Consider the following 16,296-nt stretch of genomic DNA (forward strand, 5'->3'; position numbering starts at 1 on the left):
GCGCTTTTCGATTGGGCTTGGCGCGCGCGCGTCCTATATCGAGCATATGACCGACATCGCTTCCCAGTTCACCGACGCCCGCGGCCTCCTCTATCGTCCCGGCCTGCTTGACCCCGATGGCGCGCGCCGATTGACCGCTGATGCGTTGCGGGCGTGCGACGATGGCGAACTTTACCTGCAATATCGGGCGAGCGAGGCCTTTGGCTTCGATGACGGGCGACTGAAAACCGCCGATTATTCGACCGACGCGGGCTTTGGCCTGCGCGGCGTGTCGGGCGAAATGACCGGCTTTGCCCATGCCAATGACATTAGCGAGCGCGCCATCCGCAAGGCGGCCGAGACGCTGACCCTGCTCGATCCGGCAAAGGGCCAGCCTGCGCCGCCGCCGCAGCATACCAATCGCCACCTCTATACCGACGCCAATCCGCTCGAAATCGTGCCCTTCGCCGAGAAGGTCGCTTTATGCGCCGCCATCGACGCCGCCGCCCGCGGCCGCGACCCGCGCGTCGCGCAGGTTTCGGTCAGCCTGGCGGGAAGCTGGTCGGTGTTGGAAATCGTGCGCGCCGATGGTTTCACGGCGACCGACGTCCGCCCGCTGGTCCGGCTCAACATCTCCATCATCCTGGAGGACAATGGCCGCCGCGAAACCGGCTCCTTCGGCATTGGCGGCCGCTATCTCTATGACCGGGTGATGGACGAGGGCATATGGAACCGCGCCATTGACGAGGCGCTGGCCCAGGCGCGCACCAATATGCGCTCCGTCGCGGCCCCCGCGGGCGAAATGACCGTGCTGCTCGGCCCCGGCTGGCCCGGCGTGCTGGTGCACGAAGCCATTGGCCACGGGCTGGAGGGCGATTTCAACCGCAAGGGGACCAGCGCCTTTTCCGGCCGCCTGGGTCAGCGCGTCGCGGCATCCGGCGTGACCGTGGTCGACGATGGCGGCATCATGGACCGGCGCGGATCGCTCAGCATCGATGATGAGGGCACGCCGACGCAGGAAAATATCCTGATCGAGGACGGCATCTTGCGCGGTTATATGCAGGATCGGCTCAATGCCCGGCTTATGGGCGTCGCGCCCACAGGCAATGGTCGCCGCGAAAGCTATGCTCATGCCCCCATGCCGCGCATGACTAACACCTTTATCAAGGGCGGTCAGGACGACCCGGCAGAGTTGCTGTCGCGCATGAAAAGCGGCATTTTCGCGAAAAGCTTTGGCGGCGGACAGGTCGACATCGTGTCGGGCAAGTTCGTCTTTTCCTGCACGGAGGCCTATAAGGTCGAAAATGGCAGGCTGGGCGACCCAATAAAGGGCGCGACGCTGATCGGCGACGGGCCGACCGCGCTGACCAGGGTCATCGGCATCGGCAATGACTGGGCGCTCGACGAAGGCATCGGCATGTGCGGCAAGGGCGGCCAGAGTGTGCCTGCGGGCGTGGGCCAGCCGACCTTGCTGATGGAGGGGCTGACCGTCGGCGGCACGGCGGCCTGATCCCCATGGAACCGCTGGCGACGCCATGCGTCTCCCCGGGATGACCGATTCTACCGCTCCCATCCCTGATTGGGTCGCGTCCCTGCTCCATTTCTGGTTCGCGGAGGTGGGCGAGCAGGGATGGTGGGGCCATGACCCGGCGATCGATGCGCTGTGCGCCGATCGCTGGCTTGCCCTGTGGGCGGAAAAACGCAGCCAGCCAGCCGAGACCTTTCTGGCGCGAGCGGACGCAGCGCTGGCCGCGATTATCCTGTTCGACCAGATGCCCCGCAACATGTTCCGCGGCGCTGCACAGGCCTTCGCCACCGATCCGCTGGCCCGCGCCATAGCCCATGGCGCCGTCGCGCTGGGGTTCGACATCCAGATCGGCGGCGCGGGTCAGGCCTTTTTCTACATGCCCTTCATGCACAGCGAGGCGTTGGAGGATCAGGCCCTGTCCGTTCGCTTGTTCGATGCACTGGGCGATGCCCGTTCACTGGATTTCGCGCGGCGGCACCATGACATCATCGCCCGTCATGGCCGCTTCCCGCATCGCAATGCCGTACTGCGGCGGGAAAGCCGCCCGGGAGAACAGGATGCCGTAGAGGCAGGCGCTGGCTGGTAAATCAGGCGCCCGCACTGCCTAAAAAATGGGCAACGAACCTTTGATGCCCATTTTTTTGGCGGAAAGACTCGGTTCGGCGGCCGCAAACCCCGCATTAACCCGGCTTTAAGAAACTGGCACGCCCCTTGCTTGCACTAAGGTCGCACACCAGAAACAGGGGGCGACATGAAACTTGTCATGGCTATCATCAAGCCGTTCAAGCTTGACGATGTCCGCGAGGCACTCTCCTCGCTCGGCATCGCCGGCATGACGGTCAGCGAGGTCAAGGGCTTCGGCCGTCAAAAGGGCCAGACCGAAATCTATCGCGGCGCGGAATATTCGACCAACATGGTTCCCAAGATCAAGGTCGAGGTGGTCTGCGACGACGACCTTGCGCCGCGCGTGGTCGAAGGGATTCAGGCCGCCGCCAATTCGGGCGCCATCGGCGATGGCAAGATCTTCGTCCTGGAAGTCGGTCAGGCCGTGCGCATCCGCACTGGCGAAACCGGCGAAACCGCGCTGTAAGAAGGGGGAAATAATGACCTTTTCCAAGAAACTTTGCGGTGTGGCGGGGGCCATCGGCCTTTCCCTGCTCGCCGCTGCGCCAGCCCTGGCGCAGGCGCCTGTGAAGGCGCCGGACGCCGCCTCCATGGCCGCCATGGTCAATAAGGGCGACGTCGCCTGGATGCTGGTTTCCGCCGCTCTGGTATTGATGATGTCCGTTCCCGGCCTTGCCCTGTTCTACGGCGGTCTGGTTCGCACCAAGAACATGCTGTCGATCCTGATGCAGGTGTTCATGATCGTGTCCGTCGCCGGGCTGGTCTGGTGCTGCTGGGGCTATTCCATGGCCTTCACCTCGACCGGCACGCCGGTTCCGTGGCTCGTCGGCGGCCTCGACAAGGCGATGCTGATGAACGTGTCCAGCGCCACCTTCGCAGCGACGTTCAGCAACAACATCTATCTGCCCGAACTGGTGTTCGTCGTCTTCCAGATGACCTTCGCCATGATCACCCCGGCGCTGATCGTGGGCGCTTTCGCCGAACGCGTGAAGTTCTCCGCGCTGATCGTGTTTGTCGTCCTGTGGCTGACCATCGTCTATTTCCCGATGGCGCACATGGTCTGGTACTGGGCAGGCCCGGACTTCCTGGCCGATGCGCCGACCGACGCCGGTCTGCTGTGGGGCTGGGGCGCGCTCGACTTCGCTGGCGGCACCGTGGTGCACATCAATGCCGGTATCGCGGGTCTCGTGGGCTGCCTCATCATCGGCAAGCGCACCGGTTATCCCAAGGAGCCCATGCCGCCGCACTCGCTGACCATGACCATGATCGGCGCTTCGCTGCTGTGGGTTGGCTGGTTCGGCTTCAACGCCGGTTCCAACCTGGAAGCCAATGCCGTCACCGGCGTCGCCTTCATCAACACCATGGTCGCCACTTGCGCGGCGGCGGTCAGTTGGGCGCTGGTTGAACAGTTCCACCATGGCAAGCCCTCGCTTCTGGGCGCCGTCACCGGCGCAGTCGCCGGCCTCGTCGCGATCACCCCGGCCGCTGGCCTGGGCGCGCCGATGACGTCGATCCTGCTTGGTCTGGTTGTCTCGCCGGTCTGCTACCTGTTCGTCGCCTTCGCCAAGCCGAAGTTCGGCTATGACGACAGCCTCGACGTATTCGGCGTGCACTGCATCGGCGGTATCGTTGGCGCCATCGCCACCGGCATCGTCGCGGCTCCTTCGCTCGGCGGCCAGGGCGTGTTCGACTATACCGTCTTCCCGGCGGGCTTCGACGCGGACAGCTACTCGATCGCAACCCAGGTCGTCACCCAGATCAAGGCTGTGGCCTTCACGCTGGTCTACTCGGGTGTGCTGAGCGCCGTGCTCTTCTTCGTCATCGACAAGACCATGGGCCTGCGTCCCAGCGTCGACGCCGAGCAGGAAGGCATGGACCTCTCCAGCCATGGCGAGCGCGCCTACAACTATTGAGACAAGGCAGGGCGGGCCGCGCCACCGGCGAAAGGGCCCGCCCGCCAACCGATGTTCCTCCTGCGAACATGCCTCGGGGTCGACACGAAAGTGTCGGCCCCTTTTTTTGCCTTGTCGCCAAAGGGCAAGGGCGCAGCGCACCGGCCGCGCCCGGCCGGGCCGCTATTCGCCTTGCGATGAGCGGCGGGGCGCATTATCGCCCGGCCATGCGCGCCGATCTTGCCCATGTCGATTGCTGGATCTTCGATCTCGACAATACGCTCTATCCGGCGAAGGCGGACCTGTTCGGCCTGATCGACATCAAGATGGGCGAATTCATCCAGGGGTTGCTAGGCTGCGACCCCGTGGAGGCGCGCACCGTCCAGAAACGCTATTTCATGGAGCATGGCACGACGCTGGCCGGGCTGATGCGCTATCATGGTACGGACCCGCGCGCCTTCCTCGACTATGTCCATGACATTTCGATGGAGCGGCTCAGCGTCGACCCGGCGCTCAACGCCCATATCGCGGCGCTGCCGGGCCGCCGGCTGATCTTCACCAATGGCGATGAAGCCTATGCTGGCCGGGTGCTGGACAGGCTGGGCCTTTCCGGCGCGTTCGAGCTGATCCACGACATCCACGCCTGCCAATATGTGCCAAAGCCCGACCCGGCCGGTTATCGCAGCCTGTGCGAGATCCATGGCGTCGACCCGACCCGCGCCGCCTTTTTCGAGGATATGGCCCGCAACCTCAAACCCGCCAAGGCCATCGGCATGACGACCATCTGGGTCGACAATGGCTCCGAAGCGGGCAATCACGACCATCATCCCGATTTTATCGACTACGAAACCGACCATCTCGCGCCCTTTCTGGCCGCCATCACCGGGGAATGACCATGACCACCAACCTCATCGCCACCATCGACGCCGCCTGGGAAGACCGGGCCACTATCAGCCTGACGACGCAGGGGCCGGTGCGCCAGGCGGTGGACCATGCGCTCAGCCTGCTCGACAGCGGCGCGGCCCGCGTCGCCGAACCCTTGGCCGACGGCTGGCAGGTCAACCAGTGGCTGAAGAAAGCGGTGCTGCTGTCCTTCCGCCTGAACGACAATATGATGATCGAAAATGGCCCCGGCGCGGGCCATTGGTGGGACAAGGTGCCGAGCAAGTTTGCCGGCTGGGACGAGGCCGCCTTCCGCGCCGCCGGTTTCCGCGCCGTGCCCGGCGCCTTCGCCCGCGCGGGCGCGCATGTGGCCAAGAACGTCATCCTGATGCCCAGCTTCGTCAACATCGGCGCCTTCGTCGACGAAGGCACGATGGTCGACACCTGGGTGACGGTGGGCAGTTGCGCCCAGATCGGCAAGAATGTCCACCTGTCGGGCGGCGTCGGCATTGGCGGCGTGCTGGAACCGCTTCAGGCCGATCCGGTCATCATCGAGGATGACTGCTTCATCGGCGCCCGGTCCGAAGTGGTGGAGGGCGTCCGCATCGGCAAGGGTTCGGTGCTGTCGATGGGCGTCTTCATCGGCCAGTCGACCAAGATCATCGACCGCGCCACCGGCGAAATCTTCATGGGCGAAGTGCCGCCCTATTCGGTGGTCGTCCCCGGATCGCTGCCGGGCAAGCCCCTGCCCGACGGCGCCCCCGGCCCCAGCCTCTATTGCGCCGTCATCGTCAAGCGCGTCGACGCCCAGACCCGTTCGAAGACCGGCATCAACGAACTGCTGCGCGATTGATGGTCGGATGGGGGTGGCTGTAGCGATCCCTTCCCAGAGCCATTCTGGGGGCCAAGGGGAGGGGTCCAGATGGTCTGCCAGCGACCAGAATCGTTCGATCACCAGCGCAACGGTCAATCCCAGAGCCGATCTTCTAAATCGCCATCCCGGACTTGATCCGGGATCCATTGGCGCAACGGTCACGATCCTACGAAAAGTTGAGCCAATGGATCCTGACTTCCGTCAGGATGACGGCAGGAGTGATATGGCAGGTAGCGACCATTTTTTTGTCGTTATTCAAGCTGCTCTACGTCCCCAAAACCTGCCATTGCAGAAGTTGCTCGAAAGCCTATGATCGGCAAGCGCTCGGTCCGAGGGAAAATGATGTTTGTTTTTTGGTGGATAGGTCGAGGCTATGTCACCGCGCTAACCATATTTGGCACAATGATGGTTTTTGCGCTCATGCTTCAAATTGCGCAGCCTCTACTATCAGATCAACGATGGTATTGGGGACTGTCGCTAATTGCAGCGGCTATAGTGAACTGGAAAGTGGGAAGCTATTTTAATCGGAAGCATTTGGCGAAGACACCTAAAAGAAATTTGAAGGAGCGACTACTTTATAAAGCTCCAAATCGCTTTATGTCTGTCCCAATGGAGACGTTTTCAATCGCAATATTTGCCGCTGGTCTAGCCTTGACGATCTATGGTGCCCTATATCCAGACGTCGGCTAACCATTCTGCGTTGCCCGAAAGACGACATTCCGCTTCCCTACCCAACCCGGTCGACCCATCGCAACCCAACCTCAAACCCCCAGCACCGGGTCCGACAGCGCCGACAGGCGGCGGGCGGCGCGGCGGGCGAAGCGGAGGGTTTCGGCCTTACGACGGGCGGCGGCCAGCGGCTCCACCGGGGCGGGGCGCACCAGTTCGGCGTCATATTGGTCCGCGACGATCAGGCCCGTCCGCCCCGGCCACAATATCTCGCCGTCAAAGGGCGACAGGTCGAACCCCGCGGGCACGGCCCAGAAAAAGCGGTCGCAATAGTCGAAATAGTCCGGCCATTTCGCGTCGCCCAGCAAATCGGCGCGCGAACATTTGATTTCCACAATGATGATCCGGCCATTGCCGTCGATCGCCATGATGTCGGCGCGGCGGCCATTGGGCAGCGGCACTTCCAATATCCCGGCCATGTCGTGCCGCGCGAACAGCCGCAACGTGCCCCGCGCCACCGCCAGCGCCGTGCCATCGGTCAATGGCGGACAGGATAAGCTTTCATCCATCATGATGCGAGAGATAGAACATGCCATGAACAAATGAAAGGGCCCGGAATCGGCTTTCCGACTCCGGGCCTTGTCAATGCGTCGGCGAAAGGCCGATCAGCGATAGAAAATATGATTGTCGATCACAGCCAGGCGCGTCTTGCCCCAACCGGGCGCAACGCGGCGGGCGTGGAAGAACAGCGCGCCTTCGGCCAGGCTGTCCCAGCTGTCGTTCAGGGCGATCTGCGCAATGGCGACGGCTTCGCGCCAGTCGCGGCTGTCGGCGCGGACCGGCGGAATGTCGCCGCCACGCACGAAGCTGAACTGGCCGCGCTGGAACACCACGCCGCACAGGCTGCTGGCGAAGCGGCCCGAACGGGCGCGGTTGATGATGACGCGGGCGACGGCCAACTGGCCTTCCAGGCTTTCGCCCTTGGATTCGAAATAGACCGCGCCAGCCAGGCAACGCAGGTCGCCGTCAACCGGGTCGGCATCCCCCTGGGCCTCGACCAGCGCGGCAAGGCTGGTTGCGGGCGTTTCGGGGTGGGAAGGGGGGGTGTGCGTTTCGAGCGGTTGCGCCACTTCGCTGGGTGCCGCGAAACGAACAGCCGTCTGAACGCCGGACGTGGAACCTTGCGTTCCTTCGGGAATTATCACCGGAACAACGCCGGTGGTCGACTGGATCGCGGGACCCGCGATCGACATGTCGGTTGCCGTGACCGCAGCGATGGCGGACAGGGCGAGGGCTGCAATCGTCGCAACCTTCAAACGAAAGCTCATAATCAATTCATATTGTGCGGTTCTTGGCCTTGGGCGCTGGCTTTTTGTAACCCGATATTTTGCCAGTGCCGGGCCGCCCCCCGTCTGCGTGTTTACCGTCGGCCCCCCTGGCCCGCACGGCAACCTGCGCGTTGGAACGTCCGCGCGCCTATGTCGAGCGCGGCCTCATCTGTCAACAATCAGCAGATCGTTTCAGCGGCGAACTGTTCTGCATTCGGGACATCAAGCTCGATTATCCACAGATCCCGGTCGTTCCTGCGCCGCCGTTCCAGATAGTCGGCGCGCGCGGCCGGGTCCGCCCCGCCGCACGGAATCAGGCGATAACCGCCCTTTTCATAATCGGGGATTCGCTCGAACAGGCCGGATTCGACCCCGCGCTCGGCGGTCTGGATCAGGATGACCCCGCTGGTCGGATCGCCCTTCGCCAGCACCATGGCGAAACCGCCCTGCGCCTGCGCCCGGCGGATCAACAGCCCCACCAGCATGGCGCTGGTCAGCCGCGCGTCATCCATTGGCGGCGCGATAGCCGGGCAACGAAGACAGCGGGAATTGCGACCGCATGAAAGTGCCGGTGCCGCGCCCCACCTCTTCCCCGTCCTGATCGATCAGGCTGGCCTCGGCGACATAGACTCGCCGCTTGCCGCTGATCCAGCGCCCCTCGGCGCGGAGACGGCCCGGCCCGATTGGCCGGGTGAACAACAGGTTGAAGGCGGTGGTCAGCAGGAATCGATCCGTCACCAGGCTGTTGGCGGCGTAAAAGGCGGCATCGTCCAGCATCTTGAAATAGACTGTGCCATGCACAGCGCCCGCCGCATGAAACTGGCTTTCGTCGACATCGAAATCAATGATCGAATGGCCAGCGCTGGGAATGGTCAGCCGCGACCGGAACAGCCGGTTGATCGGCGCCGATCCATAGAGCTGCTCCAGCGCACGGAAATGCGCGCTTTCCCCGCTGGGCGGCGGCCCGGCCTCAAGCGGCGTCACGCGCCTCGCCACCCGCCAGCAGGGCATGGAGCGCGCCATCGGAATGGGCCCCGCGCAGCCGCGCGACCTGATTTTCATTGCGCAGGAAGCGCGAGACGCGGGCCAGCGTCTTCAAATGATCGGCGCCGCTGTCGACAGGCGACAACAGGGCGAAGACGATGTCCACCGGCGCTTCATCGACCGCGTCAAAGGCGATCGGCGGATCGAGTTGAACCACCAGCCCGCGCATCCGGTCCAGATCGGGCAATTTGGCGTGCGGAATGGCGACTCCGCCGCCAAAACCGGTCGAACCCAACCGCTCGCGCTCCATCAGCGCTTCGGTCACCTGCCCCGCGTCGAGACCATAGACCGCCGCCGCCATTTCGCCCAGTTTCTGGAAAAGCGCCTTCTTGCCGTTCACCGACAGGCCGGTGGCCAGCGCTGTAGCTGAAACGATATCGTCGAATTGCATGGTGCCCAACTTGGAAAATCCCGACCTGCGGCATTTTCCTCCCATTGGAGGCAAGGGAGATCCGACCGCCCGGTTTCTTAAAGTCCCGCGCCATAGGCCGCCTGCGCCCGAAGGTCAACCGGCGACCCATGGCCCGAAAGGCGCAGGCGCGTCAGACGCGCGGTTCGACCCAGCCGATGGTCCCGTCATGGCGGCGATAGACCATGTTATAGGCCGATGTGCCCGCATTGACGAACAGCAGCGCGTTGGTGTTGCGCAGGTCGAGCATCATCACCGCGTCCGACACGCTGGCCTGCGGAATGTCGACGCGGGTTTCCGCAATGATCGGCGGCGCTTCGGCCGGTTCATCCTCCTGATCGAAAGAGGCGAATACGGTATAGCCCGCGCCGTCGATCGTTTCGAAGGAGAAGCCGTTGGCCCGCTCGGCCTCGGCGGCGGCGGCCTGAACATGGCGATCCTTCAGGCGGCGCATATAGCGGCGCAACTGCTTTTCGATCTTGTCGGCGGCGAGATCGAAACATTGGTGGGCGTCCTGCGCCTCGCCCGCACCCTTCAGGATCAGGCCGGACATGACATGGCACATGATGTCGCAGTGAAAAGCGCCATGCGGCGCGGGACGGAACGTGACCTGGGCGGATATGGTGCGTGAAAAATATTTCTCGGCAACGGCCTCCAAACGGGTCCACACATGCTCCTTCAGAGCGTCGCCAGTGTCGACCTGATGCCCGGAAACACGAATATCCATAAGTCTTCTCCTTCTTATTGCCCGGCCGATCAGGGGGAAAGACCGGGTTCGAACGAGCCGGGTCCGACCGTTCAGGCCGGGTCCGACCCCGCAAGCCAGAGCGGGTTGGAAAGCGTTGCGACGAACGCCCTGTGCCGCTCCAGCTCCTCCGCGCTGGGCGCAAAGACCCGCGCGGGATGAACAGGGCGAACCAAGGCCGCAGCCTGTGGTTCCGCCCGAAAGACCACTGATTCCACCTCCTGTGCCAGACCCAGGCCAATCTGACGGCCGCCGGTCAGTTCGATGTAGAGCTGCGCCAGCAATTCGGCGTCGAGCAAGGCGCCGTGCTTGACCCGATGGCTGCGGTCGATGCCGTATCGGGTGCACAGGGCGTCGAGCGAATGTTTTGCGCCCGGATGCATCTGGCGGGCAATCGCGACAGTGTCGATCATCCGGTCCATCGACACTTCCGGGCGACCGCACAGGCGCAGCTCGTGATTGAGGAAGCCAAAGTCGAACCTGGCGTTGTGCGCGACCAGCGGGCTGTCCTCCAGGAAGGCCAGAAGCGCGTCGGCGCCGCCCGCAAACAGGGGCTTGTCGGACAGGAAAATGTCGGACAGGCCATGCACCGCCTCCGCCGCCGCGGGCATCGACCGCTGGGGATTGTAATAGGCGTGAAATGTCCGGCCTGTAGGAACGCGGTTGACCAGTTCGATGCAGCCGATTTCAACCAGCCGGTCGCCCGACGCCGGATCGAATCCTGTCGTTTCGGTGTCGAAGATGATTTCGCGCATCGCCCTTCCGACCGACTCTTGGGAAACCCTTATCCGCCTGTCTTGCGGCCAAGGCAAGCGACCAAAGCGCGCACCTGACCCCTGGTGCGCCCAAATGTGGTTCCGGTGTGGATGATATGGTCGGCGCGGCGCCGTTTTTCCGCGTCAGGCGTCTGCAAATGCACGATCCGGCGAAATTTCGCCATCGTCATCCCCGGTCGCGCAAGCACTCGCTTGCGCTGCTTCCATGCCGGCGCGGTCACGACGATGACGCCCGCCAATCGCCGGTGACCATGGGTCTCGAACAACAGCGGAATGTCGAGGATCACAAAGGTGCGGCTGCGGTTGCGACGAAGGAATGCTTTGCGCGATTGCGCAACAGCCGGATGAACGATGGCCTCCAGCGCCCGCAGTTCATGGGGATGACCCAGCACCGCCGCGCCAAGCTTTGCACGATTGACGCCGTCCGGGCCAGTGGCGCCGGGAAAGCGCGCCTCTATCGCGGGAATCAGCGCGCCGCCCGGCCCCTGCAACCTGTGGACTTCCGCGTCGGCGTCGAAAACGGGCACGCCTTCACGCCGGAACATGGCGGCGACGGCGGATTTCCCCATGCCGATCGACCCAGTCAGGCCATAGATTTTCATGTGTCACCGAGTGGCCAGCAACGCGCGCAATTCCGCATCGCGATCGCGCGGCGCCTGCGCATCGAAAAATATGTCGAAGGCGAGCGCCGCCTGACCGATCAGCATTTCCAGCCCGTCGATGGCTTTCAGACCGCGTTCCCGTGCGGCCTTCAGCAGGCCGGTTTCCAGCGGCGCATAAACGATGTCATAAACCGTTGCGCCAGCGGGCAAGGGCGACAGGTCGAGATCCAGCGGCGGTTGCCCGACCATGCCGAGCGGGCTGGTGTTGACCAGCAGGTCGACGGGCGGCACCGCCTCTTCCATCCCGATGACCCGGCCGTCCACGCCGGCTCGGTCCAGCAGAGCCTGCCCTTTGGCCGGATCACGCGCCATGATGGTGATGTCGGGCACGCCCAGGCTGGTGAGCGCGAACAATATCGCCCGCGCCGCGCCGCCCGCCCCGACCAGCAGCGCGCTGCGCCCCTGCCATTTGTCGCGCAACAAAGGTTGCAGAAAACCGCCGGCATCGGTGTTGGTGCCCACCAGCGGCCCGCCGGTTTCGCAGGCGATGGTGTTCATCGCGCCGATCCGGTCGCGCACGCCGCCCGGATCGTCGGTATAATCCATCACCGCAATCTTGTGGGGAATGGTGACATTGCACCCCAGCCAGTCCGGATCGGCCCGGCGCGACAGGAAATAGGCGGCCAGATCCTCCGGCTTCACCAATGTCTTGCGATATTCCGCCTCAATCCCCAGCACTTCCAGCCAGAAATTATGGATGACGGGCGATTTGCTGTGCGCGATCGGATCGCCGATCACTTCGGCATAGGGCAGTTTGTCGGTCATGCCGCCAGAACGCCCCGCACGCGCAGAAAGTCAAGCAGCGGAAGCAGCGGAAGCCCCTGAATCGCAAACTGGCTGCCCTCCACCCGGCTGAACAGTTGTGCGCCCGGCCCCTCGATCCGGTAGCAGCCCACACACCATCGGCATTGCTCCCAATCGCTGTCGAGATAGGATTGGATGAAGGCGTCGGACAGGGGCCGCACCGTCATTCGCACCTTTTCGACATGTCGCCAGATCGCCTCGCCCTGAAAGGCGATTACCGCCGCGCTGTGGAGAAAATGCACGCGGCCCGACAGCGCGCGCAAGATGGATTCCGCGTCCGCCCGGTCGACCGCCTTGTCGATCATCGGCCCGTCGTCGACCGCCAATGTCTGGTCGCATCCCAGCACCAGCGCGCGCGGCGCCCGGCGCGACACGCGCAACGCCTTCAGTTCTGCCAGTGCGTCGGCCAGGGCGCGCGGCGACAGGCCATCGGCGCGCAGGGCGTCCCTGGCGGCTTCCTCGTCGACGCCGGGGGCCAGCGCCTCGAACGAGACTCCCGCTGCGGTCAGCATGGCGCGGCGGCTTGCGCTGGTAGAGGCTAGGATGATGGTCATCCCTGCTGCTCCGCCGCCAGCACCCGGTCGTTGAACAGGTTGATGATGGCGGCGGCCGCCTCCTCGATGGAACGGCGGGTCATGTCGATCACCGGCCAGCCATTGTCGGCGAACATGCGGCGGGAAAAGGCCAGTTCCTCCTGCACCTTGTCCAGATCGACATAGGCGGTTTCGGGCGTCTGGTTGAGCGACAACAACCGGTTGCGCCGGATCTGGATCAGCCGGTCGGGGCTGACCGTCAATCCCACCACCATGGGATGGCGCAGCGTAAAGAGGTTGCGCGGCGGCGGCGATTCGCGGACCAGCGGAATATTCGCCGTCTTGTACCCGCGATTGGCGAGATAGATGGACGTCGGCGTTTTCGACGCGCGCGACACGCCCGCCAGGATGATGTCGGCCTCTTCCCAATTTTCGTGGCCGACGCCATCATCATGGGCGATGGTGAACTGGATCGCCTCGATCCGCGCAAAATAGGCTTCGTCCAATATATGTTTGCGACCCGGCCGGTTGCGGGTTTCCTGCCCCAATATGTTCGACAGCGCGTCGGTGACATTGTCGAGCGGCGCGACATAGGGCAGGCCCAGCGCCCGGCAGCGCCCCTCCAGCCGCCGCCGCAACTGATGGTTGGTCAGGGTGAAGAGCACAAGCCCGGGATTGGCGGCGATATCCTCCATGATCCTGTCGAGATGGACTTCGGACCGCACCATCGGCCAGAAATGGCGAACCGCCTCCACATTTTCGAACAGGCCGATGGCGGCCTTGGCCACATTCTCCAGCGTTTCGCCGGTAGAGTCGGACAGAAGGTGAAGATGGATGCGCGCCATCGCTTATCTGTGTGGAAGGGCTGTGGATAAAGCAAGGGAGTGTTTGGGAGGGAAATGGCGGATAATTTTCGATCCCCGCTGCCCGATATCTTATCCACAACCCTCCCACAGGGCACAGATTTCGTCCACAGCCTGTGGATAACAGGGATAAGGTTCCGGACTCATCGGGTCATCATCCACCACGGGGAGTCAAGCTGTTGGCAAATCGGGGCGCAACGCATAAACCCCGCTGCCAACGCCCCAACAAACATCATCATCCCTTAAGAATCTTAAAAATTAGGATTAGTATGACCGGGTCCGACGCCAAGCCGCTTCTTTCCGTCCTGCGCGGCGCCATGCCCGATGTGCCGCCCATGTGGCTGATGCGCCAGGCGGGCCGTTACCTGCCCGAATATCGCGCCCTGCGCGCACAAAAGGGCGGTTTCCTCGAGCTTGTCTATGACAGCGAAGCCGCCGCCGAAGTGACCATCCAGCCGCTGCGCCGGTTCGCTTTTGACGGGGCGATCCTGTTTTCCGACATTTTGATCGTACCCTATGCCATGGGTCAGGATCTGTGGTTCGAAGCGGGCGAAGGCCCGCGCCTTGCCCCGATATTGGCGCAAACCGACCTGTCGGCGCTCACGCCCGACTTCACCCGCTTCGACGCTGTTTATGAAACGGTGCGCCAGGTGAAGGCGGCGCTGGACCCGTCCGTCACATTCCTCGGCTTTGCGGGCAGTCCCTGGACCATCGCCACCTATATGGTCGCGGGACAGGGCAGCAAGGATCAGGGCGCGGCCCGTCGCATGGCCTATGCCGATCCGACACGCTTCGGCGCGCTGATCGACGCGATCATCGACGCGACTGTCATCTATCTTTCCGGCCAGATCGCGGCGGGCGTGGAAGCGGTGCAATTGTTCGACAGTTGGGCCGGCAGCCTGGCGCCGTTGCAGTTCGACCGCTGGGTTATCGAACCCAATGCCCGGATCGTGGAGAAGCTAAAGGCGCTTCACCCCGATATTCCCGTGATCGGCTTTCCCAAGGGCGCTGGCGCGAAACTCGCCGCCTATGCGCGCGGCACTGGTGTCAATGCGGTTGGCGTCGACGAAACGGTCGATCCGCACTGGGCGAACCGCGAATTGCCTGCCGGGCTGCCGGTGCAGGGCAATCTCGACCCGCTGGCGCTGATCGCGGGGGGAGCGGCGGTGCGCGAGGCGGTCGACAATATCCGCGCCGCTTTCGCCGGGCGGCCCCATATCTTCAACCTGGGCCATGGCATTTTGCCGGATACCCCCATTGATCATGTCGAAGCGCTGATTAGCTATGTGCGGGAAAAGGAGACAAGGTGATGGCCTATCTCGGCGCAGCCTATCTGTGGGTGAAGGCGGCCCATGTCATCTTCGTCATCTTCCTGATGGCGGGGCTGTTCATGATGCCGCGTTTCTTCATCTATCACCAGCAATGCGCCGTCGGATCGGATGAGGATGTCAAATGGATCGAGCGGGAACGCCGGTTGCTGCGGATCATCCTCAATCCGTCCATCATATTGGTATGGGTTTTCGGCCTGATGCTGATGGTGGAGATCGGCGCCTGGCATTTCGGCTGGTTCCATCTCAAACTGCTCGTCGTGCTGGGCCTGTCCGCCTATCATGGCTGGATCGCGGGTTATTCGAAAAAGCTCGCCAAAGGGCTGCGGCCGATGACCGACCGTCAGCTTCGCCTGCTCAACGAAGTGCCTGGCGTCGCCGCCGCCATCGTCGTCATCGCGGTGATCGTGAAGCCCTTCTGATCAGGCTGTTTCGAGCGGCAGCACCGCGATATTGTCGATCAGGCGGGTCTTGCCCAGCTTCGCCGCGCCCAGCAGCCGCGCCGGACGGTCAAGCACCGTCATCGGCGCCAGCGTTGCGGCGTCGCACAATGTCACATAGTCGATGGTGCCAAAGCCATGGCTCGCCAGCATGGCGATGGCCTTGGCAATGGCGCTTTCCACGGTCGCGCCCTTTTCCATCTGGCGCTTGGCTTCCCCCAGCGCGCGGGGCAGGGCCAGCGCGGCCTTGCGCTCCTCATCGGTCAGATAGGCGTTGCGGGAAGAAAGGGCGAGGCCGTCCTCGGCCCGCTGGGTGGGCATGCCGACAATGTCGATACCCATGTCGAGATCTGCGACCATGCGGCGGATGACGGCGAGTTGCTGATAATCCTTCTCGCCGAATATCGCGATGTCGGGCCGCACCTGGTTGAACAATTTGGTCACGACCGTGGCGACGCCATCGAAATGGCCGGGCCGCGCGGCGCCGTCCAGCCCCTCGCTGACGCCGGAAACCACAATATTGCTGGCGAAACCGGCGGGATACATGACATCGACGGTCGGCATCCAGAGGATGTCGACGCCCGCCGCCTGCAACATGGAACTGTCCTTCGCCTCGCGCCGTGGATAGGCTTCGAGATCCTCATTGGGCCCGAACTGGCGAGGATTGACAAAGATCGACACGGCGACGCGCCCGGCATGGCCAACCAGCCGTCTGGCTTCCTCCACCAATGCCATATGCCCGTCATGCAGGGCGCCCATGGTGGGGACAAGCGCCAGCTTGCCGCCATCGCCGCGCAATTCGGAAAGGGCGACGCGCAGGGTGGGCAGATCACGCAGGGTTTGCACGGGACGAACGGCTCCGATAAGGGCGGTGGGAAGATTGGGCCGTCCTGCTAGGCACCCGCAGGGCCGCCGG

General features: G+C 63.6%; 21 protein-coding genes. 9 read left to right on the forward strand and 12 right to left on the reverse strand.

Annotated features, from left to right (window positions below; translation table 11 throughout):
• Positions 1-46: 46 nt before the first annotated feature.
• The 7 genes from tldD to GGR44_RS11630 all read left to right on the forward strand — a co-directional run bounded on the left by tldD (position 47) and on the right by GGR44_RS11630 (position 6,469).
• The gene (gene tldD / locus GGR44_RS11600) at positions 47-1,489 is read left to right on the forward strand and encodes a metalloprotease TldD (RefSeq protein WP_183955745.1); all 1,443 of its coding nucleotides are present in this window, start codon (positions 47-49) and stop codon (positions 1,487-1,489) included.
• 40 nt (positions 1,490-1,529) lie between these two features.
• Complete coding sequence (locus GGR44_RS11605) at positions 1,530-2,093, forward strand: DUF924 family protein (protein WP_246344579.1); 564 nt, start codon at positions 1,530-1,532, stop codon at positions 2,091-2,093.
• 165 nt (positions 2,094-2,258) lie between these two features.
• Positions 2,259-2,597, forward strand: coding sequence for a P-II family nitrogen regulator (locus GGR44_RS11610; protein WP_183955747.1), 339 nt, complete (start codon positions 2,259-2,261; stop codon positions 2,595-2,597).
• A 13-nt stretch (positions 2,598-2,610) separates the two neighbouring features.
• Complete coding sequence (locus GGR44_RS11615; protein WP_183955748.1) at positions 2,611-4,044, forward strand: ammonium transporter; 1,434 nt, start codon at positions 2,611-2,613, stop codon at positions 4,042-4,044.
• 206 nt (positions 4,045-4,250) lie between these two features.
• Positions 4,251-4,916, forward strand: coding sequence for a pyrimidine 5'-nucleotidase (locus GGR44_RS11620; RefSeq protein WP_183955749.1), 666 nt, complete (start codon positions 4,251-4,253; stop codon positions 4,914-4,916).
• 2 nt (positions 4,917-4,918) lie between these two features.
• Positions 4,919-5,758 (forward strand): 2,3,4,5-tetrahydropyridine-2,6-dicarboxylate N-succinyltransferase, encoded by an 840-nt coding sequence (gene dapD, locus GGR44_RS11625; protein WP_183955750.1) that lies wholly within the window; start codon positions 4,919-4,921, stop codon positions 5,756-5,758.
• Between the two features lie 330 nt (positions 5,759-6,088).
• On the forward strand, positions 6,089-6,469 hold the full coding sequence (locus tag GGR44_RS11630; protein ID WP_183955751.1) for a hypothetical protein: 381 nt from the start codon (positions 6,089-6,091) through the stop codon (positions 6,467-6,469).
• 71 nt (positions 6,470-6,540) lie between these two features.
• On the opposite strand, the gene GGR44_RS11635 is transcribed toward GGR44_RS11630, so the two are convergent.
• The 11 genes from GGR44_RS11635 to GGR44_RS11685 all read right to left on the reverse strand — a co-directional run bounded on the left by GGR44_RS11635 (position 6,541) and on the right by GGR44_RS11685 (position 13,594).
• Positions 6,541-7,020, reverse strand: a complete 480-nt coding sequence (locus GGR44_RS11635) for an MmcB family DNA repair protein (protein WP_183955752.1) — start codon at positions 7,018-7,020, stop codon at positions 6,541-6,543.
• A gap of 93 nt (positions 7,021-7,113) precedes the next feature.
• Positions 7,114-7,776, reverse strand: coding sequence for a cell wall hydrolase (locus tag GGR44_RS11640; protein ID WP_183955753.1), 663 nt, complete (start codon positions 7,774-7,776; stop codon positions 7,114-7,116).
• A gap of 179 nt (positions 7,777-7,955) precedes the next feature.
• Positions 7,956-8,288, reverse strand: coding sequence for a DUF1491 family protein (locus GGR44_RS11645; protein WP_246344580.1), 333 nt, complete (start codon positions 8,286-8,288; stop codon positions 7,956-7,958).
• A complete protein-coding gene (locus tag GGR44_RS11650) occupies positions 8,281-8,787 on the reverse strand; it encodes a PaaI family thioesterase (protein WP_183955754.1) in 507 nt (168 codons plus the stop codon). Before GGR44_RS11650 ends, GGR44_RS11645 begins: the two co-directional genes overlap by 8 nt.
• Positions 8,747-9,211, reverse strand: coding sequence for a PTS sugar transporter subunit IIA (locus tag GGR44_RS11655; protein ID WP_246344581.1), 465 nt, complete (start codon positions 9,209-9,211; stop codon positions 8,747-8,749). Before GGR44_RS11655 ends, GGR44_RS11650 begins: the two co-directional genes overlap by 41 nt.
• 151 nt (positions 9,212-9,362) lie before the next feature.
• On the reverse strand, positions 9,363-9,956 hold the full coding sequence (gene hpf / locus GGR44_RS11660) for a ribosome hibernation-promoting factor, HPF/YfiA family (RefSeq protein WP_183955756.1): 594 nt from the start codon (positions 9,954-9,956) through the stop codon (positions 9,363-9,365).
• Positions 9,957-10,027: 71 nt separating this feature from the next.
• Positions 10,028-10,729, reverse strand: coding sequence for a DNA polymerase III subunit epsilon (gene dnaQ, locus GGR44_RS11665; RefSeq protein WP_183955757.1), 702 nt, complete (start codon positions 10,727-10,729; stop codon positions 10,028-10,030).
• A 29-nt stretch (positions 10,730-10,758) separates the two neighbouring features.
• Positions 10,759-11,352 (reverse strand): dephospho-CoA kinase, encoded by a 594-nt coding sequence (gene coaE, locus GGR44_RS11670; protein WP_183955758.1) that lies wholly within the window; start codon positions 11,350-11,352, stop codon positions 10,759-10,761.
• A 3-nt stretch (positions 11,353-11,355) separates the two neighbouring features.
• Positions 11,356-12,177 carry a shikimate dehydrogenase gene (gene aroE, locus GGR44_RS11675; RefSeq protein WP_183955759.1) on the reverse strand — a complete coding sequence of 274 codons (822 nt, stop codon included), beginning with the start codon at positions 12,175-12,177 and terminating at the stop codon, positions 11,356-11,358.
• Positions 12,174-12,770, reverse strand: coding sequence for a Maf family protein (locus GGR44_RS11680; RefSeq protein ID WP_183955760.1), 597 nt, complete (start codon positions 12,768-12,770; stop codon positions 12,174-12,176). Before GGR44_RS11680 ends, aroE begins: the two co-directional genes overlap by 4 nt.
• Positions 12,767-13,594, reverse strand: coding sequence for a pyruvate, water dikinase regulatory protein (locus tag GGR44_RS11685; RefSeq protein WP_183955761.1), 828 nt, complete (start codon positions 13,592-13,594; stop codon positions 12,767-12,769). Before GGR44_RS11685 ends, GGR44_RS11680 begins: the two co-directional genes overlap by 4 nt.
• A 287-nt stretch (positions 13,595-13,881) precedes the next feature.
• On the opposite strand from GGR44_RS11685, the gene hemE reads away from it, so the two are divergent.
• Both hemE and GGR44_RS11695 read left to right on the forward strand, forming a co-directional pair.
• Positions 13,882-14,922 carry a uroporphyrinogen decarboxylase gene (gene hemE / locus GGR44_RS11690; RefSeq protein WP_183955762.1) on the forward strand — a complete coding sequence of 347 codons (1,041 nt, stop codon included), beginning with the start codon at positions 13,882-13,884 and terminating at the stop codon, positions 14,920-14,922.
• Positions 14,922-15,362, forward strand: coding sequence for a CopD family protein (locus GGR44_RS11695; protein WP_183955909.1), 441 nt, complete (start codon positions 14,922-14,924; stop codon positions 15,360-15,362). The genes hemE and GGR44_RS11695 overlap by 1 nt, the downstream gene beginning before the upstream one ends.
• On the opposite strand, the gene panC is transcribed toward GGR44_RS11695, so the two are convergent.
• The gene (panC, locus tag GGR44_RS11700) at positions 15,363-16,226 is read right to left on the reverse strand and encodes a pantoate--beta-alanine ligase (protein WP_183955763.1); all 864 of its coding nucleotides are present in this window, start codon (positions 16,224-16,226) and stop codon (positions 15,363-15,365) included. It lies immediately after the preceding gene.
• Positions 16,227-16,296: the final 70 nt, after the last annotated feature.

The sequence above is a fragment of the Sphingobium fontiphilum genome (assembly GCF_014196635.1).
Lineage (GTDB): Bacteria > Pseudomonadota > Alphaproteobacteria > Sphingomonadales > Sphingomonadaceae > Sphingobium > Sphingobium fontiphilum.